This is a genomic window from Agromyces chromiiresistens, from assembly GCF_029167465.1.
GTDB lineage: Bacteria > Actinomycetota > Actinomycetes > Actinomycetales > Microbacteriaceae > Agromyces > Agromyces chromiiresistens.
The window spans coordinates 537,348-561,352 of sequence record NZ_JARFNL010000004.1; the positions used below are offsets into that span (position 1 = coordinate 537,348).

The window sequence follows — 24,005 nt, forward strand, 5'->3', positions numbered from 1 at the left end:
CTCCCTTCCCCGTCAGTACTCCCTACCGGTGCGGCCGGTCGGGCACGCCTGATGAAGGTGGTGGTAGCGCCCGACTCGTTCAAGGGAACTGTCGGTGCGGACGAAGCCGCGAAGCTGATCGCGGCCGGCTGGAAGACCCGACGCCCGGAAGACGAGCTCGTGCTCAAACCCATGGCGGATGGCGGTGAGGGGACTCTCGCAGCGCTCGCCACCGCCATTCCGGGCGCCTCGTGGGAGCACGCCCGAGTTTTCGGCCCAGACGGCAGGGCGATGAACGCGCCGTGGCTCATGCTCCCCGACGGGACCGCGGCTGTGGAGCTCGCGAGTGCTTCCGGCATCACTCTGATGGACGCGCTTTCGCCGCTCGATGCCCATACGTTCGGACTCGGTCAGGTCATTTCGACGGCGCTTGATGCGGGGGTCACCCGGGTCCTCGTCGCCCTCGGCTCGAGCGCATCCACGGACGGCGGGTCCGGCATGCTTTCGGCCCTCGGCGGACGATTCACCACTGCCGACGGCCAGCCGATCAGTCTCGGCGGTCGGGGGCTCATGAGGCTCCGAACCACCGATCTCGCAGGCCTTGCCCGTGTCCCGAGCAGGGGCGTGATCGGGCTGTCGGACGTCACCAATCCGCTGCTCGGACCGCACGGAGCGGCCGCCGTCTTCGGCCCGCAGAAGGGTGCCGATGCGGACGAAGTCGACGTCCTCGAACGAGCGTTGGACCACTATGTCTCCGTTCTGGGTGAAGCGGGCGTCCGTGTCGCGCCCGACTCCGCTGGTGCTGGGGCCGCCGGCGGTACCGGCTACGGGCTCATGGTCTGGGGCGCCAGCCTGGAATTGGGAGCATCGGTGGTCGCCGACGCGATCGGCCTCGCCGAAGCCGTCACCGACGCTGACTTCGTCATCACCGGAGAGGGCCAGTTCGATGGGCAGTCATTGGCAGGGAAGGTGCCCTCCGAAGTGCTCGGCATCGCGCGCCGTGCTCACGTTCCCACGGCACTCGTCGCCGGGAGGATCGTCGCCGCGACGGACGGGTTCGCCTTGGCCATCTCGTTGACGGAATCCGCAGGGTCGACCCGAGCGGCGATCTCCGACCCTCGCCGATGGCTGATCGACAGCGGGTCCCGCCTCGCAGCCAAGCTCGCCGTGGCGATTGCTCCCGCGGCTCCGCCCGATCGAACGGACATCCACTCATGAAACCTCGGTACGACGCCGTACTCTTCGATCTCCTGACCGCGCTCCTCGACTCGTGGTCGCTGTGGAACGCTGCGGCGGGCAGCGCGGAGCTCGGCGCGCGATGGCGCCAACGCTATCTGGAACTCACCTACGGGGCAGGCGAGTACCGCCCGTACGAGGCCGTCGTCGCTGAAGCGGCGCAGCAGGAAGGCGTCGGGCAGGCTGCGGTTCAGATGCTCGTCAACACCTGGGATGAACTCCAGCCATGGCCTGATGCACCAGAGACCCTCGGCCGGCTCGGTCAACACGTCCGGCTGGGCGCGGTCACCAACTGTTCGGAAGACCTCGGGCACCGCGCGGCTCGTCTCCTCAGGGCTCCGCTCCAGGTCGTCGTGACGTCGGAACGGGCCGGCGCCTACAAGCCACGGCCGGAGCCCTATCGGCTCGCCCTGGACGAGCTTGGCACCGACCCGGCGCGAACGCTGTTCGTCGCGGGTTCGCAATTCGACATTGCGGGTGCCGCCGGCGTGGGGATGCCGGTCTGGTGGCACAACCGGATCGGCATGGATCGCGGTGACCTCCCGGCCCCGATATCCGAGCAGAGAACGCTTGCGCCGCTGGCCAACGAGGTGCTTGGCGTCGCATAGGCGCGCCACGATGCGGTGACGGCTGTCGGGCGATCGAGTCGGGGAGGTCTCGGGGCGCCTGAGCAACCTCGTCTCACTTCACGGGGATCGCTCAGCCTATGCGGACGGCCCAGCCCCGGCGCGTGCCGCGGGCGGGGCCAGAAGCCGCATGCGGCACCGGGGCCACGCACGAGGTCAGGTATTCGTCGACGCCGATTTCATGTGAGGCGCGCCTGGGCGGGCGCACATGTCGACGATCTGATGCGCGCACGCATACTCAACGGATATTGGTCCGAGGAGACCCCAAACGTTCCCAGCTCGTCCGTGTAGCATCGCACTCACAGCATCCGTTCTCTCAAGGAATCCCGGGTCATCCCGAGAAAATCCGAGACTTCCGGATCGCGATGACTATCTCGAGAACGACCCCGTCGCCTCCGTGGTGTCGCGGGTTCGAGTCCCGCCCTCGCTACCATCGGCCCGGTCTTCTTCGGAAGTGCCGGGCCTTTCGCATCTCCGCTGCGCCTCACCGCCACGTGCGTCGGCAGCGCGCCGCTCACAGCTAGGCTGACGTGGTGCAACTCGGCCTGGTCTTCGCGCTCGCATGGGCGGTGCTCGCCCTCGTCGCCGGCATCGCGCTCGTCACCCGGCGGAGGTGGCTCGCCGAGACGATCGCGGCGGAGCGCCGGTCGCGCCCGGGGCGCGCGGCGGCGCGCGCCCCGAGCCGGGCCCTGTTCGTGGTCATCGGCCTGCTCTTCATCGTGATGGGGCTCTTCATCATCGGCTGGTGGGTCGCGACCTCGCTGTGACCCGAGTGCCGTGAAGGCCCGGCGTACGTCGCAGGGCCCTCGCGCATCCCGGCCCCTATGCAGGGGAGAGAACGTGCCCGGGACTAGACCGTGCCCGCGGGCGGCCAGACGCCGATGATGATCGCCATCACGACGACGGTGACGAGTTCGTGCGCGATGTTCATCGTGGTGAGCGCGGCGGGGCGCCCCTCGAAGGCGTCGTGCGTGATGAAGCGAGCGGCCGTGAAGCCGGCCCAGAGCGCGATCGCCGTCACGACGGCCGACAGCAGGAATCCGCCGCCGTAGAAGTGCCAGGCGATCGCCGTGCTGCCCGCGAGCACCCAGGCCGTGATGAAGCTCACGAGCACGGTGACGACGATCGGCCCGACGGCGCTCGCCCCCGGTCGGTCGATGTCGACGTCGGCGAGCTTCGCCCACTTCATGCCGAAGACCTTCGGGGCGTACCAGATCGAACCGATGACCATGCTCGAGAGGGTGGCGAGCAGGACGGTCCAGTAGTTGATCTCGGGAACCATGAGAACACCCTTCCGTGGGCGAGAGGCGGCGAGGACCGCCTCGCTGTGGCACGGCATGCGGGCTCGCATCCGTTATGCCGCATTCTGCTCCTGCCGGAAGTCGACGGGCGGTATTTTCCGCATCTCCGTCGCGGCATCACGCCGACGGACGAGGGCGGGGCGCCCGGTCAGCACGACGGGCGCCCCACCCGGTCTCATCCGGCGACGTGCACCGTGACCTCGCCGCCGGCGGTCACGCCGGCCGAGTTCTCGAGCTCGACCGTGTAGCGGTGCTCGCCCGGCGAGGCATCCTCGATCTCGAACGCGACGACGCGCTCGGCATCGGCGCCGCGGTAGGCCCGGTCGATCACGCGGCCGCTCTCGAGCAGCCGCACGACCGTGGTCGGCCGGCCCTTGCCGGTCTTCACCTTGATCTCGTAGTCGCCGTCGGCGTCGGGTCCCTTGCGCGGGCCGGTGAGCGCCGTCACCTCCGCGCTCGGGGGCGCGGAAATCGCGCCGTCGGCCCCGGCCTCCTTCCACATCGCGCCGTTGAGCGGCGTCACCGTGAGCGATTCGAGCGCGGCGTCGCCGCCGTCGGCGAAGAGCCCGATGCGGTCGGCGCCGGCGTTCGGGAACACCTGGTCGGTGATGGTCGTGCGCCCGTCGGCCGTGAACACCTCGACCGAGGCGCGGTCGACCCAGACGGTGAGCGCGATGCGCCCGTCGGCGAGCGGCGCGGCGACGTCGTCGACCGACGCGAAGGCGGGGTGGAAGTCGGTGACGCCCGAGTCGCGACGGTCGACGAAGAGCCGACCCGACCGAGCGTCGTAGCCGATTCGCGTCGCCGACTCGTCGTCGCCGAGCACGGTCAGCCCTGCGGCATCGGCCGAGCCGGGGTCGATGACCGCGTCGATGCGCACCCGGTCGCCCGAGATCGGCAGGGTCTCGGTTCCCGAGGCGATCGCCCGGCCGCCGGCGGCTGCCGCCGGATCGATGAAGGCGCGATCGGGCTGCTCGAGCTCGGCGAACTCGGGCACCACCTGCTGCGTCAGGCGCGGTCCCTTCGGCGTCGTGACGAGCGCGACCTCGCGGGGCAGCGTCATGGCGCTGCGCCACGAGCCGGTCGGGATGTCCTGCGCGTAGTCCCAGTCGTTCATCCAGCCGAGCATCACGCGCCGGCCGTCGGGTGCGCCGTTGAACGACACCGTCGCGTAGTAGTCGCGACCCCAGTCGAGCCAGTCGTAGCCCTCGATGCGCGGCGTCGCCGCGGCATCGGCGAACATCACCTGGTCGACGAGCACGTGACCCCAGCCCGACCGGTTGTTGTCGACGATCCGAATGGATGCCTCGCGGCCGGCGAACTCCGACACGTCCCAGCTGCGCCAGTCGAGGCCCTCGCTGTTCGTGCCGGTCGCCGAGCGCACGACCTCGCCGTCGACGATCAGGTTGACGGTGGTCTCATCCGAGCGCACGACCGCCGGTTCGGCACCCAGCACGAAGTGGTCGGCGGTCAGGTGGCCCCAGCCGCCGGTGGCGGCGTCGTGCACGCGCAGCCTGGCCTCGCGGCCGGCGTACTCCGAGACATCCCAGCTTCGCCAGTTCAGGGCGCCCGCCTCGGGACCGGTCGCGGACCGCACGACCTCGCCGTCGACGAGGAGCTGCACGTCGAGCGAGCCGTCGGTGCGCTTGCCGCCGCCGACGAGGAAGCTCAGGTGGTCTTCTCCGGGCTCGATCGTGAAGGCCGGCGAGGTGAGGTCGCCGGTGTTGTCGTCGCCCTTCGGGCCGCCCTCCCAGGTGTTGATGCGCTTCTGGCCGAGGGAGTACTCACCGCCCGCGGTCGAGGGGTTGCGTGCCGGATCGGTCGCGAAGTCGCCCGTCACGCTCCAGCCGCTGTCGGCGAGGGTCGTGCCGTCGGGCAGCTCGAAGTCGAAGAGGGTGCGACCCGCCGGCGGCTCGTTGCCGAGCTGTGCGCCCTCGACGTGGGGGTGGTTGCCGCCGCCGACGAGCAGGTTGACGAGGTCGTGCTCGACGGTGAAGGTCGGCGAGTCGATGGTGCCGACCGGCCAGTCGCCGTCGTTGAAGCCGTTGACGAGGCCGGCGCCGATGAAGCCCGACACCGGGTTCTGGCCGGGCAGGCTGCCGGCCGCGGGTGCGTCGCCCCACGGGCCGTTCTTCCAGTTGCCCGGCTCGTTCCTCACCGTCCAGCCGTCGTACGTGCCGTCGTCGAAACCCGCGAAGACGGTGCCGTCGGGCAACTGGTCGGCGCTCACGGTGCTCTCCGACGTGAACGTCGTGCCGTCGAAGTCGCCGACGAAGTACTGGCCGCCCGAGCCGCCGTTCGGCGCGCCGGGGTTGAGGTTCACGACGAGCACCCACTTGGTGTTCGCCGGGTCGCCGTCGACCGCGAGCGGGAACAGGTCGGGGCACTCCCAGATGCCGCCGGTCGCGTTCGCCGGGCCGAAGGTGCTGAGCTCGGTCCACGACTTCAGGTCGTCGCTGCGCGAGAGGATCACCTGGTAGCTCGTCGCCTCGACCGCGGCCATCACCCAGTACGACTCGCCGGTCCCGGGGTTCGTGTAGCGGAACACCTTCGGGTCGCGGAAGTTCGCCGAGTCGCGGTCGTAGACCGGGTTGCCCTCGTACTTCGTCCACGTCTGCCCGTGGTCGAGCGAGTAGGCGAGCGACTGCGCCTGCTTGCCCGCGTGCGTCGGGTGGGTGCCGGTGTAGGCGCTCGTGTAGATCGCGACGAGGGCCGGGTCGTCGGCGGTGCCGAAGCCCGTCGTGTTGCCCTCGTCGACGACGACCGACCCCGAGAAGATGTCCTCGATCGCGGTGCCCGACTCGTCGAAGGTCTGGGGGATCGCGAGCGGCTGCTCCTCCCAGTGCACGAGGTCGGTGCTCGTGGCGTGGCCCCAGCTCATGTTGCCCCAGCGGGTGCCGTTCGGGTTGTGCTGGAAGAACAGGTGCCAGGTGCCGTTCTCGTACACCATGCCGTTGGGGTCGTTCATCCAGTTGCGTTCGGGCGAGAAGTGCAGGTACGGCCGGTACTGCTCGCTCGCCGGGTCGGGTGCGTCATCGGCCATCGCCGGTGCCGCTGCGGCGAGCGTGCAGCCCGCCGCGGTCACGGCCGCGACTGCGGCCAAACGGAGTCTTGATACCGTCGTCATCGATCGATTCGCCCTTCATTGCGCGGAACTCGTCACCCGAGGTGACATCGTTGTCAGGTTCGACGCCGGCGATGCTACGCAGTGTCCGCCGGACAATGCAAGGGCCGTTTCGCCGGGTGTCCCGCGGGCAGGACGCCGAGCGCGGCGGTGCGCGTCAGCTGCCGAGCGCGTCGGCCGGCCCGACCAGGTGCGGCACCCGCAGCAGGGCGCCCTCATGGCGCACGGTCGCGGCCGCGATCGTCATCGCGGCGTCGAGGGCGACCGACCAGGATGCCTCGTCGACGGGCAGCCCGCCATGGCCGATGTGGTGCGCGACGGCCGACAGGGTCGCGTCGCCCGCCCCCATCGTGTCGATCACCGGGCCGGGCAGCGAGGCGATGCCGACGTGCACGTGCACGCCTCCGTGATGCACCGACGCGCCCTCGCGCCCGGCGGTGGCCAGCACGGCGAGGGGGCGGGTGCGCGAGGCATCCGGGGTGTCGACGGACGCGGCACCGCGCAGGCGCGCGACGAACGCGTCGAGCCCGTCGCCGAGCAGCAGTGCGGCGTCTTCGTCGCCGACCTTCACGAGCAGGGCACGTGCGGCGACGCGCACGAACCCGGCGAGGAACGCGGCGCGGTCGCGCAGCATGCCCTCGCGCGGGTTGCCGTCGACGACGAGCCGGCGCTCGGGCTCATCGATCGCTTCGACGAGGGCGTCGAGCTGCTGCGCGTCGTCGAAGGGGAAGCAGCTCACGACGACGAGGTCGGCACCGGCGATCGCCGAACGCGCCCGGTCGTCGAAGTCGAGTCGTCGTCGCCGCGCGGCCTCGTTGAACTCGTAGCGCGGCTCGCCGTCGCGGCGGTCGGAGATCGCGCGCGACGTGCCGAGGGGCGACGGGGTCGCGACGAGCCGCACGCCGTAGTCGGCGAGGTACGCGCGGATGCGTCGCCCCGGCTCGTCGTCGCCGACCATCGCGACGAGCGTGACGTCGTCGCCGAGGAGCGACAGGCCCACCGCGACGTTCAGTGCGGCGCCGCCGACGAACTCCCGCGCGCCGAGCAGGTCGCGCAGCTCGTCGATGAGCGCGTCGCCGATGACGGTCACCCGCGTGGCGCGAGGCCGCGCACCGCCCGGCGTCGTCGCGCCCGTCACCGCTCGGCCTTCGGAGGCAGCTCGCCCGATCCGCGCACGATGAGCGTCGTGGGCACGACCGTGCGGAGCGCGGGCGCCTCGTCGCCGTCGAGGCGTGCGAAGACGCGCTCGGCGGCGAGGCGGCCGATCTCCTGCGGATGCTGCGCCACGACGGTGATGCCGGGATCGAGCAGGTCGCCGAGCGGTACGTCGTCGAATCCGACGAGCGCGGTGTCGTGGTGTCGACCGAGTTCGCGCAGTGCCCGGATCACGCCGATCGTCACGAGGTTCTGCGAGCTGAAGATCGCGGTCGGCGGCTGGTCGCCCGCGAACAGGGCGAGGGTGGCCTCGCGGGCGGTCGCCTCGTCGTGCAGGCCTTCGACGACGGGGATGTCGCGTGTCGCGACGCCGGCCCGGCCGAGCTCCTCGAGGAATCCGCGGCGGCGCTCTCGCGCGGTCTGGATTCCGGCCCGGTCGCCGAGGTAGGCGAGGCGGCGATGGCCGTGCTCGAGCAGGTGGCGGGTGGCGAGCGCCGCACCGTCGGCGTTGTCGCTGACGACGGAGTCGGAGGTGAGGCCTGCGGGCTCGCGGTCGACGAAGACGACGGGAGTGCCGCGGCGCAGCTCGGGCGCGAGGTACGCCTGGCTCTCGGAGACCGTCGTGAGGATGAGGCCGTCGACCCGGCGACGGAGGAACGCCGCGACCGCCTCCTGCTCGCGGGCGGGGTCGTCGTCGAGGCTCGAGGCGAAGACGGCCACGCCCCGGTCGGCCGCCGCGTCTTCGACGGCGCGATGCACGGCGCCGGCGAAGGGGTTGTCGACGCTGCCGACGAGGAGCCCGAGGGTGCGGGTGCGGCCATCGGCGCGACGGAGGTTGCCGGCGTGCAGGTCGGGCTGGTAGTCGAGCTTGCGGGCGGCGGCGTTGACCTTCTCGATCGTTGCGGCCGAGACGTTGGGCTCGCCGTTGATGACGCGCGAGACGGTCTTCACGCCGACGCCCGCGAGCGCGGCGACGTGTCGCATGGTGGGTCGCGATCGGGTGCCGCCCGCTGCGGGCTCCGACTCTGACAACGGTGTCACGTTTCGGTCTCCAATGTGCTCGTTGGACTTGACTATACACATGGTGATCGGCTAGACCTACCTTTGACATCGTTGTCAGGAGGACAACGGGTCCCCCACACCAGAGGAGATTCATCGATGAATCACGCAGCAACCGGCGGGCTCCGCCGTCGACTGATCGCCGGCGTCTCGATCACCGCCGCAGCCGCCTTGGCCCTCACGGGCTGCGCGTCGGGCAACGGCGCGAGCGCGTCGGGCAGCGACGAGGAGATCGGCGTCTCGCTCATCGTGAAGACGACGACCAACCCGTTCTTCGTCGCGATGCAGGACGGCGCGAAGACCGCCGCCGACAAGCTCGGCGTCGACCTCACGCTCGCCGCGGGCAAGGAGGACGGCGACGAGGACACCCAGATCCAGGCGATCGAGAACGCCATCTCGAAGGGCGACGCCGGCATCCTGATCACCCCGAACGGCCCCGGCGTCGAGGACGCGCTCGTGAAGGCCCGCGACGCCGGCCTCTACGTCATCGCCCTCGACACCCCGCCCGCCGACCCCGAGGCCGCCGACATCACCTTCGCGACCGACAACTTCCTCGCCGGCCAGGAGATCGGCGAGTGGACCGCCGCGAAGCTCGACGGCGAGAAGGCGACGATCGCCATGATCGACCTCTTCGACGACAAGGTCGTGTCGGTCGACTGGGCTCGCGACCAGGGCTTCCTCGACGGCATGGGCATCGACCTCGCCGACGACCAGACGAACGGCGACGAGGAGAAGACCGGCGACTACTCGGGCGGCGAGTACGAGATCGTCGGCAACGAGGCATCCCAGGGTGCCGAAGACGGCGGCCGCACCGCCGCCGAGACGCTGCTGTCGAAGAACCCCGACATCAACGTCGTCTACACGATCAACGAGCCCGCGGCGTACGGCGCGTACCAGGCGTTCAAGGCGGCCGGTGCGACCGACGACCTCATCGTCGTCTCGGTCGACGGCGGCTGCGCGGGCGTGGAGAACGTCGCCGACGGCGTGATTGGCGCGACGAGCCAGCAGTACCCGGTGAAGATGGCCGAACTCGGCGTGCAGGCGATCTTCGACCTCGTGAAGACCGGCGAGAAGCCCGAGACCAGCGACGGCCTCGACTTCTTCAACACCGGCGTGGCCCTCGTCACCGACGACCCCCAGGACGGCGTCGAGTCGATCGACACCGCCGAAGCCGGCGAGATCTGCTGGGGCTGATCGCACCAGCCGCCTGAACCCGGTGCGGGTCGGGTGACGGATGCTGCGGCATCCCGCCCCTCCCCGGCCCGCACCGACCGCCCGGGCGACGCCGCTCCGCGGCATCCCGCCCCTCGTACCACCGCACCGACCGACACGACGGAGTCTCAACGTGAGTCAGCACACCACCGAACCGGCGCCCGCGGCGCCGGCCCAGCCCACCAGCGGGCCGCCGACCTCGGCGCTCGACCTGGCCGAGGAGTTCCTCGACCGCTCAACGCCGCTCAGCCGCATCCGCAACGTCCTGCACCGCTACCCGGCGATCAGCCCCGCGATCGTGCTCGTCATCGCGGTCATCGTCTTCGGTCTGCTGAACGACCGGTTCCTGAACCCGGCGAACCTCTCGCTCATCACCCAGCAGGTCGCCGTCGTCGGCACCCTCGCCGTCGCGCAGACGCTCGTCATCCTGACCGCCGGCATCGACCTCTCGGTCGGCGCCGCCATGGTGCTGAGCTCGATGGTGATCGCGCAGACGAGCGTGAACCAGGGCATCCCCGCCGTGCTCGCGCTGCTGCTGGGGCTCGTCGTCGGGCTCGCCGCCGGCGCGCTCAACGGCGTGCTCGTCACGCGGCTCAAGCTGCCGCCCTTCATCGTCACCCTCGGCACGCTCAGCATCTTCGTCGCGCTCACCCTGCTCTACTCGGGCGGTGCGACGGTGCGCGGCGGCGAGATGCCCGAACTCCTCACCTGGACGGGTTCGACGTTCGACATCGGCGGGGTCAACTTCACGGTCGGCGTGCTGCTCATGCTGCTGCTCTACGTGGCGATCGCACTGATCCTGTCGAAGACCGCGTGGGGGCGGCACGTCTACGCGGTCGGCGACGACCCCGAGGCCGCGCGGCTCGCCGGCATCAGCGTCAGCCGCGTGCTCATGAGCGTCTACCTCGCGGCCGGCGCGATCCTCGCGCTCGCCGCGTGGATCCAGATCGGCCGCACCAACGCCGCCTCGCCGAACGCGGGCGCCGAGCTCAACCTCGACTCGATCACCGCCGTCGTCATCGGCGGCACGAGCCTCTTCGGCGGCCGCGGCACCGTGTGGGGCACCCTGCTCGGCGCACTCATCGTCGGCGTGTTCCGCAACGGGCTCTCGCTCGCCGGGCTCGACGTGCTCTGGCAGACGTTCGCCGTCGGCGTGCTCATCATCGTGGCCGTCTCGGTCGACCAGTGGATTCGGAAGGTACGCAAATGACCACCGCAACGCCCGCAGGGGCCGCAACGGAAACCCGCACCCCCGTGCTGCAGGCACGCCGGCTCGTGAAGACCTTCGGCCGGGTCGTCGGCCTCGACGGCGTGAGCCTCGAGCTCTACCCGGGCGAGGTGCTCGCCGTGATCGGCGACAACGGCGCGGGCAAGTCGACGCTCATCAAGTGCCTCACCGGCGCCTACGTTCCCGACGAGGGCGAGCTGTTCCTCGACGGGCAGCCGGTGCACTTCAAGCGCCCGCAGGACGCGCGGGCGGCCGGCATCGAGACGGTGTACCAGAACCTCGCCGTCTCGCCAGCGCTCGACGTCGCGTCGAACTTGTTCCTCGGCCGCGAGGTGCGCAAGAAGGGCATCCTCGGCTCGGTGTTCCGCGTCGTCGACCAGAAGGGCATGCGCAAGCAGGCGCGCGAGCAGCTCACCTCGCTCGGCATCTCGACCCTGCAGGACGTCACGGTGCCGGTCGAGAACCTGTCGGGCGGCCAGCGCCAGGCCGTCGCGGTCGCCCGCGCCGCAGCCTTCGGGTCGAAGGTCGTCGTGCTCGACGAGCCGACCGCCGCGCTCGGCGTGCGCGAGTCGAACCAGGTGCTCGAGCTCGTGAAGCGGCTGCGCGACCAGGGCATCCCCGTGATCCTCATCTCGCACAACATGCCGCACGTGTTCGAGGTGGCCGACCGCATCCACATCCAGCGGCTCGGCAAGCGCGCCGCGACGATCACGCCCGAGTCGCACTCGATGACCGACGCGGTCGCGATCATGACGGGCGCGTCGCAGGGATGACGCGACCCGGGCGACCCGCCGGACCGGTGCGTCTCGTCGCCGAGTTCACCGCCCTGCCGGGGCGCGAGGAGGAGGTCGAGCGCCTCCTCCTCGCGCTCACCGAGGACGTGCGCCGTGAACCGGGATGCCTCGACTTCACCCCGCTCAGGGTCGTGGGCGCGCCCGTGCCCGCGCCAGGGGCCGACGCCGTGGTCGCCGGCCCCGCACCGGCGGGTCGCCGCTTCATCGTCACCGAGGCGTACCGCGACGCCGCGGCCTTCGCCGCGCACCTCGCCGCACCGTACGGGGCCGTGTTCAACACCGCGCTGGGACCGCTCATCGAGGAGGACGGGTCGCAACTCACCTTCGTGCAGCCGCTCGCGTGAGGGGGTCGCGCTTCCAGTAGCGTTTCGGGGGATCCCTTCCGCGCAGAGGAGCACCATGCCCATCCCCGCCGACGACCCCCGGCTCGTGACCCCGCACACGGCCGCGGCCACGCGATACGACGACGTGCCCTTCCGGCGCGCGGGCGCGAGCGGCGTGCGGCTGCCGCGCATCTCGCTCGGGCTCTGGCAGAACTTCGGGCGCGACCGCTCGATCGAGAGCCAGCGGCAGATCCTGCTGCACGCGTTCGATCGCGGCATCGTGCACGTCGACCTCGCGAACAACTACGGGCCGCCGTACGGCGCCGCCGAGTCGACGTTCGGGAGCGTGCTCGAGACCGATCTCGGCCGCTACCGCGACGAGCTCTTCGTCACGACGAAGGCGGGCTACGACATGTGGCCGGGCCCGTTCGGCGACGGCGGATCGCGCAAGTACCTCGTCCGCTCGCTCGAGCAGAGCCTCGCCCGCATGCGCACCGACCACGTCGACGTCTTCTACTCGCACCGCGTCGATCCCGAGACGCCCATCGAGGAGACCATGCAGGCGCTCGTCGACATCGTGCGCAGCGGCAAGGCGCTCTACGTCGGCATCTCGAACTACCCGGCACCGCTCGCGCGCCGCGCCCACGAGCTGCTCGCAGGAGAAGGCGTGCGGCTGCTGCTCCACCAGCCGCGGTACTCGCTGTTCGATCGCACGCCCGAGGCCGAGCTCTTCCCGCTGCTGACCGAGCTCCGGGTCGGCAGCGCCGTGTTCTCGCCCCTCGCGCAGGGACTGCTGACCGCGAAGTACCTCGACGGCGGCATCCCCGCCGATTCGCGGGCGGCGAACAGCCGGTTCCTCGACGGGTCGGCCATCACCGACGACTACCTGCGCCGCATCCGCGGCATCGACGGCGTCGCGAAGCAGGCGGGCCTGTCGATCCCGCAGCTCGCGGTCGCCTGGGTGCTGCGCAACCCCGCCGTGACCACCGCCATCATCGGCGCGTCGCGCCCGGGGCAGATCGACGAGGCGGTCACCGCCAGCAGGGCCGAGCTCTCGGCCGACGTGCTCGCCGCGCTCGAGGAGTTCGCGGCGCCGTCGGGCGGCCCGCTCGCGGACTGAAGCCGATCGTTCCTCGCCGCGCCCATCGACGGCTCGGCGTGCGAGGGACCACGGCTCTCGACGCTTCGGCGGAATTCAGCTGCGCCGGTTCCGCCTCATCGTGAGGCGGAACCGGCATCGCCCGAACGGACGACGGTCGTCAGGCACCCGCGCTCGGATCGCCGCTGTACTCCGCCGACCACGAGGGCGAGCATCGCAACGCCGAGTTCGATCGCCGCGAGCGTGAGCGCGAGGGCATGCACCGCCGCCGTCGCGCCGCCGATCGGGGCATCCGCATCGCCGGAGCCGCCGACGAGGGCCGCCGCATGGTGCCCGCCCGCGCCTCCCACGCCCGTGAGGTGGACGACGAGCATCGCGAGCGCGGCCACCGCCATCAGGCTCCACTCGCCCGTCGAGGGCAGCGCCGTGCCTCCGCGGTGCAGCATGCAGGCGGCGCACGCCGCCGCGAGCGCGAGCATGGCGAGCGAGCGCCAGTCGGGGGCGCCGACGGCGAGCCACACGTGCAGGCCGACGCAGAGCGCGGCGACCGCGGCCATCGCGGCGCGCACGGCCAGCGCCGCCGACGCGCGGCGCGGCGGCCGCGACGACCCGTGCGCGCGCGTGGCCGCGCCGCGCCGGTCGGCGGTGGCGGTGATGGTCGTCATGGGTGGCTCACGTCGTCGAGGGCTCGGTGCCCGGCTGGATGAGTGCCAGCCTCCCACCGGGGTCGGCCGGGGTCTTGCCCATCGCCGCCCGGAGCTTGCCGATCCCTGCACGACGCCCGACGACGACGGCGGCGACCCGCATCACGCCCACTGGAACCACGTCGTCTTCCAGTCGGTGTAGTTGTCGAGGGCGTGGCGCGACAGGTCGCGGCCGAAGCCCGACTGCCGGAAGCCGCCGAACGGCGTCGTCAGCCCGAGCGCGTCGACGGTGTTGACCGAGACGGTGCCGGCGACGAGCCGCTCCGAGAGGCGGTGCGCGCGAGCGAGGTCGGTCGTCCACAGCGAGGCGGCGAGCCCGTAGTCGGTGGCGTTCGCGAGCCGCACGGCCTCGTCCTCGCCGTCGAACGGCAGCACCGCCACGAGCGGGCCGAACACCTCGACGCGATGCAGGTCGTGGTCGGCGGCGAGGCCGGTCACGATCGCAGGCCGCAGGTAGGCGTCGGAGCCGGTGATCGTCACGCGCTCACCGCCGCTGACGAGCGTGCCGTCGCCGGCCGCGAGCGCGATCGCCGCGCCGACGTCGTCGGCGTGCGCCCGGCTGATGAGGCTGCCGTTGCCGTCGGCGCCTGCGAGCGGGTCGCTCGGCTCGTAGGCACGGGATGCCTCGGTCAGGAGCTGCACGAACTCGTCGTGGGCGCTCCGCTCGACGAGGATGCGCGAGTTCGCCGAGCACACCTGTCCCTGGTTGTAGAACGCACCGAAGGCCGCCTTCGCGGCGGCGAGTCCGAGGTCGGCGTCGGCGAAGACGAGGTTCGAGCTCTTGCCGCCCGCCTCGAGCGCGACGCGCTTCATGTTCGAGGTGCCGGCATCGACCATGAGCTGCTTGGCGACGGCGGTCGACCCCGTGAACGCGAGCACGTCGATACCGGGATGCCGTGCGATGCGCCCGCCGACGGTCGAGCCGCGACCCGGGACGACGTTGAGCACGCCCGCGGGGATGCCCGCCTCGAGCGCGAGGTCGGCGAGCCGCAGCGCCGTGAGGGATGTCTCGGTCGCGGGCTTCAGCACCACGCTGTTGCCCGACGCGAGGGCCGGCGCGAGCTTCCACGCGGCGATCTCGAGCGGGTAGTTCCACGGCACGATCGCACCGACGACGCCGAGCGGAACCCGGCGCACGAGTGCCGTCGAGCCGGGCGGGGTCGACGGGATCTCGTCGAACCGCTTGTCGGCGAGCTCGCCGTACCAGCGGAACGTCGCGGCGGCGCCCGGTACGTCGACGACGCGGGTCTGCGCGATCGGCTTGCCCGAGTCGAGCGTCTCGAGCAGGGCGAGCTCGTCGAGGTGCTCCATCATGAGGTCGGCGAGGCGCACCAGCACGCGCCCGCGCTCGGCCGCGTCGAGGCGGCTCCAGCGGCCGTCGTCGAACGCCTGCCTGGCACGGTCGGCGGCGAGGTCGACATCGCGCTCGGTGCCCGCGGCGAGGTCTGCGAGGTGGGTGAGCGAGCCCGGGCTGATCACCGGGATCGTGGCGCCCTCCGAGGCATCCACCCGCCGGCCGTCGATGACCGCGCGGCCGTCGATCGCGAGTTCGCGGCTGCGCGCCGCCCAGTCGATGGTGGTCATGATGCGTGCTCCCGGGGGTTCGAGGCGGGGTCGTCCGAGGTGACGACGTCGATCGCCGTCCAGGCCATCAGGACGGCGGCGTCGGTGAGGGCGCGTTCGGCGGCAGCGCCGACGCAGGCCGCCGCGAACTCCTTCTGGTGGTTGGTGTGCGGCAGCGAGCCGACCCCGATGTACGGGTGGATCGCGGGCACGAGCTGCGACACGTTGCCCATGTCGGTCGAGGCGCGGTTCATGCGTCCGGCCACGAGCGGGTCGGCGAAGACGCGGCCGCGCTCGAGCGCGTTCGCCCGGTAGGCCGCGAGCGCCCGCTCGTCGGTGCGGAACTCGGCGTAGGGCTTCGACTCGGGCGTGATCGTGAGGCTCGCGCCCGAGGCGAGCGCTCCCGCCTCGAAGCAGCGGCGCACGCGCTCCTCCAGCACCTCGAGCTCGGCGAGCGAGCTCGCGCGCGCGTACCAGCGGCCCTCGGTGCGCTCGGGGATCGCGTTCGGCGCGAAGCCGCCGAGGGTCTGGATGCCGTGCACCCGCGTGTCGGCGGGCAGCTGCTGGCGCAACAGGCCGATCGCGACCTGCGCGACGAGGAACGCGTCGTTCGCGTTGACGCCGTCGTCGGGGTAGGCCGCCGCGTGCGCCGAGACGCCGTCGTAGGCGACGTGGCTGTGCGAGACGGCGAACGGCCGCGCCTCGGCGACATCGACGGGCCCCGGGTGCACCATCATCGCGAGGTCGAGGTCGCCGAACGCGCCCGCCTCGATGAGCTCGATCTTGCCGCCGCCGCCCTCTTCGGCCGGGGTGCCGTAGACCCGCACCGTGATGCCCAGCTCGTCGGCGACCCGCGCGAGCGCGAGCCCGGCGCCGACCGCGCTCGCCGCGATGAGGTTGTGCCCGCACGCGTGCCCGAGCCCGGGCAGCGCGTCGTACTCGGCCATGATGCCGATCGTCACCGGCCCGCTGCCCGCCTCGGCGAGCAGGGCGGTGTCGTAGCCGAGGTAGGCCGGCGTGACGTCGAACCCCGCGGCGGCGAGCGCGTCGCCGACCCAGCCGGCAGCGCGGTGCTCCTGCCAGGCCGTCTCGGGGTGGGCGTGCAGCGTGTCGGAGAGGGCGACGAGCGAGGCGGAGGCCTCGGCGACCGCCGCATCCGCGGCTCGCTTCATCGCGACGCTCGCGTTCATCGTGGCGGCGGCGCTCGCCGCTGCGACCGACTCACTCATCGCCGGGCACCCCGTACGACGGCGCGGCCGACGGGTCGAGCGCGCGCGTGACGTAGTCGTCGCGCTGCGGCAGCCAGACCTCGACGAGTCGTCCGAGCTCGCCGATCGGGTCGTCGTCGACCCAGTCGACCCGCAGGTCGGTGACCCGCCAGCCGTTGCCGCGCACGACCGAGAGCCCGGCGGAGTGCACGGGCCCGGCCTCGCCGCCCGCGTCGATCGCGGCGCGCAGCGCCGCGAGGAGGCGCATCTCGAGATCGCCCTCGGTCTGTTCGAACCGCACCACCATCGCCGCGGGGATGTCGGCCGACGCCAGCATGTTGCCGCCGGCGGCGACGCCGTCGCCCCGTGCACCGCCCTGGGCGTCGGCGAACACGCCCAGCGCACGCTGCCCCGAGTGCACGGCGGTGCGGCCCTCGGCGTCGACGACGAGGAGCTGGCGGAACTCGAGGTGCTCGCGGCCGTCGGCGACGGCGGCGAGCGCCTCGGCGGCCGAGTCGCCCGCGGCGAGCCGCTCGAGCACGGCAGATCCGAGCCTCGGGTCGGTGACGTTCTGCGAGTTGACGCCGCCGACGCCGTCGGCGAGGTGCACGCAGCGGGCGGCGACCGCGGGCGACGACGAGCAGATGGCGGAGCCGATGGCGCCCGAGGCATCCCGGGCGACGATCGAGAAGGTCATGCGCCGGCTCCTTCGGTGCGGGTGCTGATGACCGCAGTCGCATCGATCTCGACGAGCCACTCGGGGCGCGCGAGCGCGCTCACCACGAGTCCGGTCGAGACCGGGAAGACGCCCTTCAGCCAGCGCCCCATGACCCGGTAGACGGGCTCGCGGTAGCGGGGGTCGATCAGGTAGACGACGACCTTCACGATGTCGTCGAGCGACGACCCGGCCTCCTCGAGGAGCATCGCGATGTTGGCCATGGCCTGCTCGGCCTGCGCCTCGACGTCGCCGATGCCGACCGACTCGCGCGTCTCGAGGTCCTGCCCGATCTGGCCGCGGAGGTAGACGACCCCGCCGGCGACGACGGCCTGGCAGAGGTCGTTGTCGAGGTTCTGCTCGGGGTACGTGACCTTCGTGTTGAAGGGCCGGATGCGAGTGTGCGTGGTCAACGGAGGGCTCCTGTCGTGGTGAGGGCGGCGACGTCGGGGGCGCAGGCCTCGGCTGCGGCCGCGGTCGTCACCGAGGCCGCCTCGTCGTAGGCGCGGTAGCTCTGCTGGATGCCGATCTGGTCGGCCACGTACTTGGCGTCGTGCCACACGCCCCAGATGAAGCTCGACCCGCGGCGCGACTGCCACGGCAGGCCGAGGAAGTACACGCCGGGCTCGACCGAGACGCCGCGCTGGTGGCGGGGCCGGCCGCGCTCGTCGAACGCGTCGACCTCGAGCCAGCCGTAGTCGGCCGCGAACCCGGTCGCCCACACGATCGAGGTGACGCCCGCGGCGGCGAGATCGAGCTCGAGCACCGGGTCGGTGACGCACGCCGGGTCGGGGCCGAGGCGGCGCGCCTCGGGCTCCTCGGGGAGGTCGAGGCCGTTGCGCTCGACGTAGGCGTCGGCCTCGTCGAGGAGCGCCAGGTAGTCGGCGTCGCCGCCCGCGATGTTCGCGGCGAGGTCGGGGGCGAAGTGCATGACGCCGTCGTCGTACGCGTTCGCACGGCCGACGAGGGTGATGCCGTCGGCGGCGAGGCGGCGGAAGTCGACGGTGTGGCCGCCGCGCGCCCCGCTCACGGCGATCGTCACGTGCTCCGCGCCGGCGGCGGGAGCCGAGGCATCCCATTTGCCCAGGACCCCCAGCCACCAGCAGAAGTCGCGGTCGCGGTAGGCGCGGGGCGGGCGGGCGTGGGGGCCGACGGCGAGGTGCACCTGCCGTCCGGCGGCGCGCAGTTCGTCGGCGATCTGCACGCCCGACGAGCCGGCCCCGATCACGAGCACGCCGCCGTCGGGCAGCTGCTGCGGGTTGCGGTACGAGCTCGAGTGGAGCTGGTGCACGCGCGCGCCGTCCGGAACGATCGCCGGGATGACGGGCTTCTGGAAGGGACCGGTCGCGGCCACGACGAAGCGGGCGACGTACGAGCCGTCGGTGGTGTCGACGTCGAAGCCGGGCTCGCCGTCGCGCCGACGCACCGAGACGACCTCGACACCGGTGCGCACCGGGGCGGCGATGAACTGCGCGTACTCAACGAAGTACTCGGCGACCCGGTCCTTCGACGCGAACGCGTCGGGGGAGAGGCCGGCGAACTCGAGGCCGGGGAACCGGTCGTGCCAGGCGGGACCGTTCGCGACGAGCGAGTCCCAGCGCCCGGTGCGCCACCGTTCGGCGATCCGGTCGCGCTCCAGCACGACGTGCGTGACGCCGCGTGCGCTCAGGTGCTCGCTCATCGCGATGCCCGCTTGGCCTGCGCCGACGACGACCACGTCGACCTCGTGACTCGACATGCCGAAACTCCATTCCGACCGGCGTCTTCACCGGTGGAATCAGGCTAGGAAACGCCATTGCATCTGTAAACCAGACAATGCTGAGGCAGTGCATCAGATCGATTGATACACTCGTCGCATGGCACGACTCGGCCGATCGGACCTGACCCTGGTGCAGCTGCGGTACTTCGTCGCGGCCGCGACCAAGCGGTCGATGACCGAGGCATCAGTCGACCTGCATGTCGCCCAGTCGGCAGTCTCGACCGCGATCGCGCAGCTCGAACGCACCCTCGGCGTGCAGTTGTTCGTGCGGCAGCGCAGCAAGGGCCTCGCGCTCACCGAAGCCGGCGAGCAGCTGCTGCGCGACGCGCACTCGCTGCTCGCCCAGGTCGACGAGATGGCCGACGCCGTGCGCGGCCATCACCACGACGTGCGCGGCACCCTGCGGCTCGCGTGCTTCGTGACGCTCGCGCCGTTCGTGCTGCCGACGCTCATCTCGCGCGTCGAGGCGGAGCACCCCCGCCTGCGCATCGAGGTCTTCGAGGCCGACGCCGACGGCACCGTCGCGATGCTGCTCAACGGCTCGGTCGAGGCGGCAATCGCCTACGACTTCGGGCAGCTCCACGACCTGTCGTTCGACCACCTCTTCTCGGCGCCGCCCCACGTGATCCTGCCGGCCGACCACCCGCTCGCGGCGAGCGAGCGCATCGAGCTCTCGGCGCTCGCCGGGCAGGACCTCGTACTGCTCGACATGCCGCACTCGCGCGAGTACTTCCTCGGCATGCTCGCCGCGGCGGGTGTCGAGCCGCAGATCCGCTACAGCTCGCGCAGCTACGAGACCGTGCGTTCGCTCGTGGCGCGCGGACAGGGCTACTCGATCCTCAACCAGGTGCCGCGATCGCCCCAGACCTACGACGGCGGCGAACTCCGGGCCGTGGCGATCGCCGACGACGTGGCGCCGCTCGACGTGTGCCTCGTGCGCGTCGCCGGGGTGCGGCCGACGGCGCGGGCGCGGGTCGTCGCGACCCTCGCGCGCGAGCTGTTCGGGGCGCCGCGGGGGTAGGGGCGGGCGGGTGACGGGTGCACGCGTGCCCGCCGCCGGGCGCGCGTGGCGGCATCCGGGCCTTGTGCAGGATATTTCGACAGGCAGGCCCGTTCATGGGGCGGCCGGGCTCGGCTGGGGCGACAGCATCCGTGGCCTTGAGCAGGATATTTCGGCGGGTAGGCCCGTATGCCAGGGGTGCGTGTCGGATTCTCCTGTTTTCACGCGACGGCGCGGCGGCCGGCAGGGGAGTGCACACCCCGCCGACCCGCCGATCGCAGCCGTCAGCCGTCAGCCGTCGGCCGTCAGCCGTCAGCCGTCAGCAGTGACAGGCGTCGCCGTCGGCGCCGCAGTGGCCCGTGGCCGGCTGCGACGGCGGCACGTCGAGCGCCGGGTTCTGGTCGAAGAAGCCCGTCGGCTTCAGCGTGAAGCCCGTGTAGTCGACCGGCATGATCGGCCAGTCCTCGACCCGCGGGTAGTGGGTCAGGCCGAAGCTGTGCCAGACGACCAGGTCGTGCCCGTCGAGGTCGCGGTCGGCCGCGACGTACTCGGGCAGGCCCGGCGAGCCGATGCTCTGGTTCACGAAGTCGCCCGCGGGGTAGCGCTCGTCCTCGGCGAAGCGCGTGACCCACAGGTGCTCGGTCGCGAACGCCGCGCGGCGGCTGATCGACGAGTCGTCGGCCGCGGCGAGCGTCGGCTGCCCCTCGGGGAAGAGCGTGTACGCGACGGGCTCGCCGACGACGTTCGTCTTCTCGGTGTTGACGATCTCCCAGACCCGGCCGACCGAGCCGTCGGCCCTGCGCCGCCCCTCCGACTCGCTCGCGAGCACGCGCCGCGAGCGGGTGAAGGCGTTGCCGTGCGGGTTGCCCTCGCCCTTCGGCACGCGCTGCAGGTCGAGCTCGTGCACGGCGTTGGCGTCGCCGTCGACGGCCATGTCGAGCCGGGCGCAGAACAGGTGCTGGTGGTACGGCGCGGCGAGCCCGGGCGCGATCTCCGACGCGTAGGGGTAGCCCTTGCCGGGATACCGCGCGGTGAACACGATGCCCGTCGCCTTGGCCTCGAACTCGATGGTGCCGTCGAGGTAGAAGTACCAGTAGAAGCCGTAGTCGTAGTTGCCGACGGTGGTGAAGAAGCTCACGACGAGCCGGCGCTGGCGCCTCGTCGACTTGTGCCCGGCCCAGCCGTCGGTGTGCTTCCACAGCAGGCCGAAGTCCTCCTCGTGGATGCAGATCGCCTGCGGGATCTCGCGCGGGTTGCCGAAGTCGTCGGCGACGACCGGCGTCAGGTACGTGATCTCGCCGAGGCAGTCGCAGCCGAGCTCGAGCGAGTTCGCGTCGCGGCCGACGAGGTACTCGCCAGTGTCGAAGTAGTTCTGCCACGAGCGGTAGGGCGCCGGGTCGCCGTAGGGCACGACCATCTCGGCGATCGAGGCGCGGTCGATGATCGAGCGCCGGCGACCGCGGTCGTCGAAGCCGATGCGGCTGAGCACGAGGCCCTCGCGCGCGTCGAAGCCGACGTGCAGGTCCCACTTCTGCCAGCTCAGCACGTTGCCGTCGAGCGAGAAGCTCGGCCCCTCGGGCTGGCTGATGACGAGCGGCTTGAGGTCGGTTCGCAGCGGTCCCGTGAGCTCGGGGTCCTCGAAGTTGCCGTTGTCGAGCGGGATCTCGGCCGGCCCGTCGTCGATGATGCGCACGACGCGGCGCTCGATCATGTCGACGAAGGCGACGAGCTGGTCGACCGGGTGGCCCCAGGCGTAGTCGCCCGGCTCGCGCTCGACGAATGCGAGCCCTCGCAGCAGGCGCTTGCCCTCCTCGCCGGGGTAGTCGAAGATGCCCGCCGAGAGGGGGGCGACCCGCACCCGGTCGGGGGTGAGCCCGCGTGAGGCGAGGGCGGCGATCCAGCCCTCGTCGGCGGCCAGGATCTCCTCGATCGCGTCGAACTCCTCGAGCAGCACCGGCGCCTGTCCGGCGACGGCCGGGTCGACCGCGACCGAGGCCGTGATCGCGCCGGCGGTGAGGTCGAGCACGAGGTCGGTGGTCTCGCCCGTCGCGGTGTCGAGCAGGATGGCGCGGGCCTCGCGGTGCGGGACGGTACCACCGGGCTCGAGGCCGGCCGCGACAGCGCGCTTCGCGGGTTCCTTGAGCGAGAGGTAGGCGACGCGGACCGTGTCACGGAGCCGGCCCTCGGCGACGAGCAGGTCGCGCGCGGCGACGATCTCGTCGGCGCCGAGCGGATCGAGCGGGTGCACCCGCCGGATGGTCGGGGTGGCGAGGTCGGTCACTGGGCTCTCCGTCTCTGCGTGGATGAGTGCGGTCGGGTTCATGAGGCGGTCCCCTCGAGGACGTCGAGTTCGTCGATCACGTCGAGGTCGGTCGCCCGGTCGCGGCTGCGCTGCCAGAAGTAGCCGACGACCGCGAGCAGTGCGATGACGACGAGGGTGCCGATCGTGAAGGTCTCGAAGACCAGCTGGTCGACGCCCCAGACGTCGATGAAGTCGTACTCGAGTCCGAACAGGGGTTCGAGCGTACCCGGGAAGACGGCGACCCACGAACCCAGCAGCACCCATGCGTAGATGAGGGCGAACGACACCCACAGGCCGGCCTTGCCGCCGGGCACCCGGAAGGGGCGCTCGACGTCGGCGTACTTGCGCCGCAGCACGATGATCGTCGGGAAGATGACGAGATACGAGAGCAGCAGCGTCGAGATCGCGACGATGAGCACGATCGTGAAGATCGTCGCGGCGCTGCCCTCGAGCAGCACGGTCGCCGCGAGGCAGAAGACGGTGGCGACGATGCCGCTCAGCAGGTTCATGCGCACCGGGGTGCCGAGGCGTTCGGAGAACTTGCCGAAGTAGCGGAAGAAGGCGCCGTCGGCACCGGCCGCCGCCTGCACCCGGTCGGAGGCGATCATCCAGGCGCTGGCCTGCGTGAACGCGATGAACACGAACAGGAGGCCGGCGACCATCATGATGGGCTCCGAGGCGCCGCCGTAGACCTTGAACACCTCGCGGAGCGCCTCGAGGAAGCCGCCGGCGCCCTCGATCCTGTCGGCCGGCACGACCGCGAGCAGCGCGAAGATCGGCACGAGGTAGCAGAGCATCGAGATGGTGCCCGAGGCCGCGATCGCCCGCGGGACGTCGCGCTGCGGGTTGCGCATCTCCTCGGCCGCGCCGTTGGGGGCCTCGAAGCCCACGACGGCGAAGAGGATGACGGGCGTCACCGCGAGGAAGCCCGCCGTCGTCGGCGAGAAGTCGCCGGCGGCGAAGCCGTTGATGCCGTAGCGCAGGCCGTAGAGCACGACCGTGATGACGAAGATCGCGAGCAGGCCCACCTTGACGATCGCGCCGGCGGCGAGGATGTGCTTGCCGTACTGGAGCCCGATCACCGCGGTGGCGATCGCGAGCCAGATGAACGCGATCTTGAACACGTAGTCGCCGACGCTGCCCGGCGGCAGCGGCGAGATGTAGGCGTCCCACGTCGCGGCCGAGATGAAGACGAGCGACCCGCCCATCCAGAGCGGGTTGGTGATCCAGTAGAACATCGTCGCCACGGCCGCGGTGAGCTTGCCGAAGGCGAGGCGCACCCAGACGAACGGGCCGCCCTCCTCGTGGAACGCGCTGCCGAGCTCGGCGATCACGAGCGCGTACGGGAACAGGAACGTGATGCCGATCACGAGCGTCCAGGTGAACGCCTCGGCACCGGCGCCCGCGATCAGGGCGATCGTGTCGATCGCGATGATCGCGCTGATCGACATCAGCACGATGTCGGCGCGGCCCAGCGTCTTGCGGAAGTGCTGGGTCCTGAGGTTCGAGGTCTCAAGCTGTGCGCTCATCGAGGACTCCTCTGTCCGTCTCATGGCCTGGGGGATCGCGGGCCGACCGATGCTCCGTTGCACCGATGGGGCTGACCGCGTGACGAGTC

General features: G+C 71.5%; 22 protein-coding genes. 9 read left to right on the forward strand and 13 right to left on the reverse strand.

Translation table 11 applies throughout. The features are described 5' to 3' along the window. The first annotated feature begins 51 nt into the window (after nt 1–51). The 3 genes from PX701_RS09855 (at nt 52) to PX701_RS09865 (ending at nt 2,608) form a co-directional block, all read left to right on the forward strand. Nucleotides 52–1,197: a glycerate kinase gene (locus PX701_RS09855; RefSeq protein ID WP_275506189.1), complete on the forward strand. Its 1,146-nt coding sequence runs from the start codon at nt 52–54 to the stop codon at nt 1,195–1,197. Continuing rightward, on the forward strand, nt 1,194–1,823 hold the full coding sequence (locus tag PX701_RS09860) for an HAD-IA family hydrolase (protein WP_275506190.1): 630 nt from the start codon (nt 1,194–1,196) through the stop codon (nt 1,821–1,823). Before PX701_RS09855 ends, PX701_RS09860 begins: the two co-directional genes overlap by 4 nt. A 551-nt stretch (nt 1,824–2,374) precedes the next feature. Then, the gene (locus PX701_RS09865; RefSeq protein ID WP_275506191.1) at nt 2,375–2,608 is read left to right on the forward strand and encodes a hypothetical protein; all 234 of its coding nucleotides are present in this window, start codon (nt 2,375–2,377) and stop codon (nt 2,606–2,608) included. 83 nt (nt 2,609–2,691) lie between these two features. Here the strand turns inward: PX701_RS09865 and PX701_RS09870 are convergent, their stop codons facing one another. The 4 genes from PX701_RS09870 to PX701_RS09885 form a co-directional block, all read right to left on the reverse strand. Beyond that, entirely contained in the window at nt 2,692–3,123 is a 432-nt protein-coding gene (locus tag PX701_RS09870) for a DUF1761 domain-containing protein (protein WP_231428745.1), read from the reverse strand. Nucleotides 3,124–3,317: 194 nt separating this feature from the next. After that, a complete protein-coding gene (locus PX701_RS09875) occupies nt 3,318–6,185 on the reverse strand; it encodes a glycoside hydrolase family 32 protein (RefSeq protein ID WP_275506781.1) in 2,868 nt (955 codons plus the stop codon). A gap of 238 nt (nt 6,186–6,423) precedes the next feature. Further along, nucleotides 6,424–7,404: a PfkB family carbohydrate kinase gene (locus tag PX701_RS09880; RefSeq protein ID WP_275506192.1), complete on the reverse strand. Its 981-nt coding sequence runs from the start codon at nt 7,402–7,404 to the stop codon at nt 6,424–6,426. Further along, nucleotides 7,401–8,405 (reverse strand): LacI family DNA-binding transcriptional regulator, encoded by a 1,005-nt coding sequence (locus PX701_RS09885; protein ID WP_231428743.1) that lies wholly within the window; start codon nt 8,403–8,405, stop codon nt 7,401–7,403. Before PX701_RS09885 ends, PX701_RS09880 begins: the two co-directional genes overlap by 4 nt. Nucleotides 8,406–8,579: 174 nt before the next feature. On the opposite strand from PX701_RS09885, the gene PX701_RS09890 reads away from it, so the two are divergent. The 5 genes from PX701_RS09890 (at nt 8,580) to PX701_RS09910 (ending at nt 13,157) form a co-directional block, all read left to right on the forward strand. After that, a complete protein-coding gene (locus PX701_RS09890; RefSeq protein WP_275506193.1) occupies nt 8,580–9,674 on the forward strand; it encodes a substrate-binding domain-containing protein in 1,095 nt (364 codons plus the stop codon). 151 nt (nt 9,675–9,825) lie between these two features. Continuing rightward, complete coding sequence (locus PX701_RS09895) at nt 9,826–10,902, forward strand: ABC transporter permease (protein ID WP_231428741.1); 1,077 nt, start codon at nt 9,826–9,828, stop codon at nt 10,900–10,902. Beyond that, the gene (locus PX701_RS09900) at nt 10,899–11,693 is read left to right on the forward strand and encodes an ATP-binding cassette domain-containing protein (RefSeq protein WP_231428740.1); all 795 of its coding nucleotides are present in this window, start codon (nt 10,899–10,901) and stop codon (nt 11,691–11,693) included. Before PX701_RS09895 ends, PX701_RS09900 begins: the two co-directional genes overlap by 4 nt. After that, nucleotides 11,690–12,058 carry a putative quinol monooxygenase gene (locus PX701_RS09905; protein WP_275506194.1) on the forward strand — a complete coding sequence of 123 codons (369 nt, stop codon included), beginning with the start codon at nt 11,690–11,692 and terminating at the stop codon, nt 12,056–12,058. The genes PX701_RS09900 and PX701_RS09905 overlap by 4 nt, the downstream gene beginning before the upstream one ends. Nucleotides 12,059–12,113: 55 nt before the next feature. Further along, nucleotides 12,114–13,157, forward strand: coding sequence for an aldo/keto reductase (locus PX701_RS09910; RefSeq protein ID WP_231428738.1), 1,044 nt, complete (start codon nt 12,114–12,116; stop codon nt 13,155–13,157). 95 nt (nt 13,158–13,252) lie between these two features. Here the strand turns inward: PX701_RS09910 and PX701_RS09915 are convergent, their stop codons facing one another. Genes PX701_RS09915 through PX701_RS09945 form a run of 7 tightly spaced genes read right to left on the reverse strand, consistent with a single transcriptional unit; the run spans nt 13,253 to nt 19,064 of the window. Further along, nucleotides 13,253–13,801: a hypothetical protein gene (locus tag PX701_RS09915; RefSeq protein WP_275506195.1), complete on the reverse strand. Its 549-nt coding sequence runs from the start codon at nt 13,799–13,801 to the stop codon at nt 13,253–13,255. A gap of 7 nt (nt 13,802–13,808) precedes the next feature. Beyond that, on the reverse strand, nt 13,809–13,943 hold the full coding sequence (locus PX701_RS09920; RefSeq protein WP_275506196.1) for a hypothetical protein: 135 nt from the start codon (nt 13,941–13,943) through the stop codon (nt 13,809–13,811). Next, the gene (locus PX701_RS09925; protein ID WP_275506197.1) at nt 13,943–15,424 is read right to left on the reverse strand and encodes an aldehyde dehydrogenase family protein; all 1,482 of its coding nucleotides are present in this window, start codon (nt 15,422–15,424) and stop codon (nt 13,943–13,945) included. Before PX701_RS09925 ends, PX701_RS09920 begins: the two co-directional genes overlap by 1 nt. Next, entirely contained in the window at nt 15,421–16,632 is a 1,212-nt protein-coding gene (locus PX701_RS09930; protein ID WP_420831072.1) for a M20 family metallopeptidase, read from the reverse strand. Before PX701_RS09930 ends, PX701_RS09925 begins: the two co-directional genes overlap by 4 nt. Continuing rightward, nucleotides 16,625–17,308 carry a DUF1028 domain-containing protein gene (locus PX701_RS09935; protein WP_275506198.1) on the reverse strand — a complete coding sequence of 228 codons (684 nt, stop codon included), beginning with the start codon at nt 17,306–17,308 and terminating at the stop codon, nt 16,625–16,627. The genes PX701_RS09930 and PX701_RS09935 overlap by 8 nt, the downstream gene beginning before the upstream one ends. Further along, nucleotides 17,305–17,739: a RidA family protein gene (locus PX701_RS09940; RefSeq protein ID WP_231428734.1), complete on the reverse strand. Its 435-nt coding sequence runs from the start codon at nt 17,737–17,739 to the stop codon at nt 17,305–17,307. The genes PX701_RS09935 and PX701_RS09940 overlap by 4 nt, the downstream gene beginning before the upstream one ends. After that, complete coding sequence (locus tag PX701_RS09945; protein ID WP_275506199.1) at nt 17,736–19,064, reverse strand: flavin-containing monooxygenase; 1,329 nt, start codon at nt 19,062–19,064, stop codon at nt 17,736–17,738. Before PX701_RS09945 ends, PX701_RS09940 begins: the two co-directional genes overlap by 4 nt. Before the next feature lie 118 nt (nt 19,065–19,182). Between PX701_RS09945 and PX701_RS09950 the strand changes: the two genes are divergently transcribed. Next, nucleotides 19,183–20,106 carry a LysR substrate-binding domain-containing protein gene (locus PX701_RS09950; protein WP_231428732.1) on the forward strand — a complete coding sequence of 308 codons (924 nt, stop codon included), beginning with the start codon at nt 19,183–19,185 and terminating at the stop codon, nt 20,104–20,106. Between the two features lie 298 nt (nt 20,107–20,404). On the opposite strand, the gene PX701_RS09955 is transcribed toward PX701_RS09950, so the two are convergent. Next, complete coding sequence (locus PX701_RS09955; protein ID WP_374201053.1) at nt 20,405–22,408, reverse strand: primary-amine oxidase; 2,004 nt, start codon at nt 22,406–22,408, stop codon at nt 20,405–20,407. After that, entirely contained in the window at nt 22,405–23,916 is a 1,512-nt protein-coding gene (locus tag PX701_RS09960; RefSeq protein WP_275506200.1) for an APC family permease, read from the reverse strand. Before PX701_RS09960 ends, PX701_RS09955 begins: the two co-directional genes overlap by 4 nt. Nucleotides 23,917–24,005: the final 89 nt, after the last annotated feature.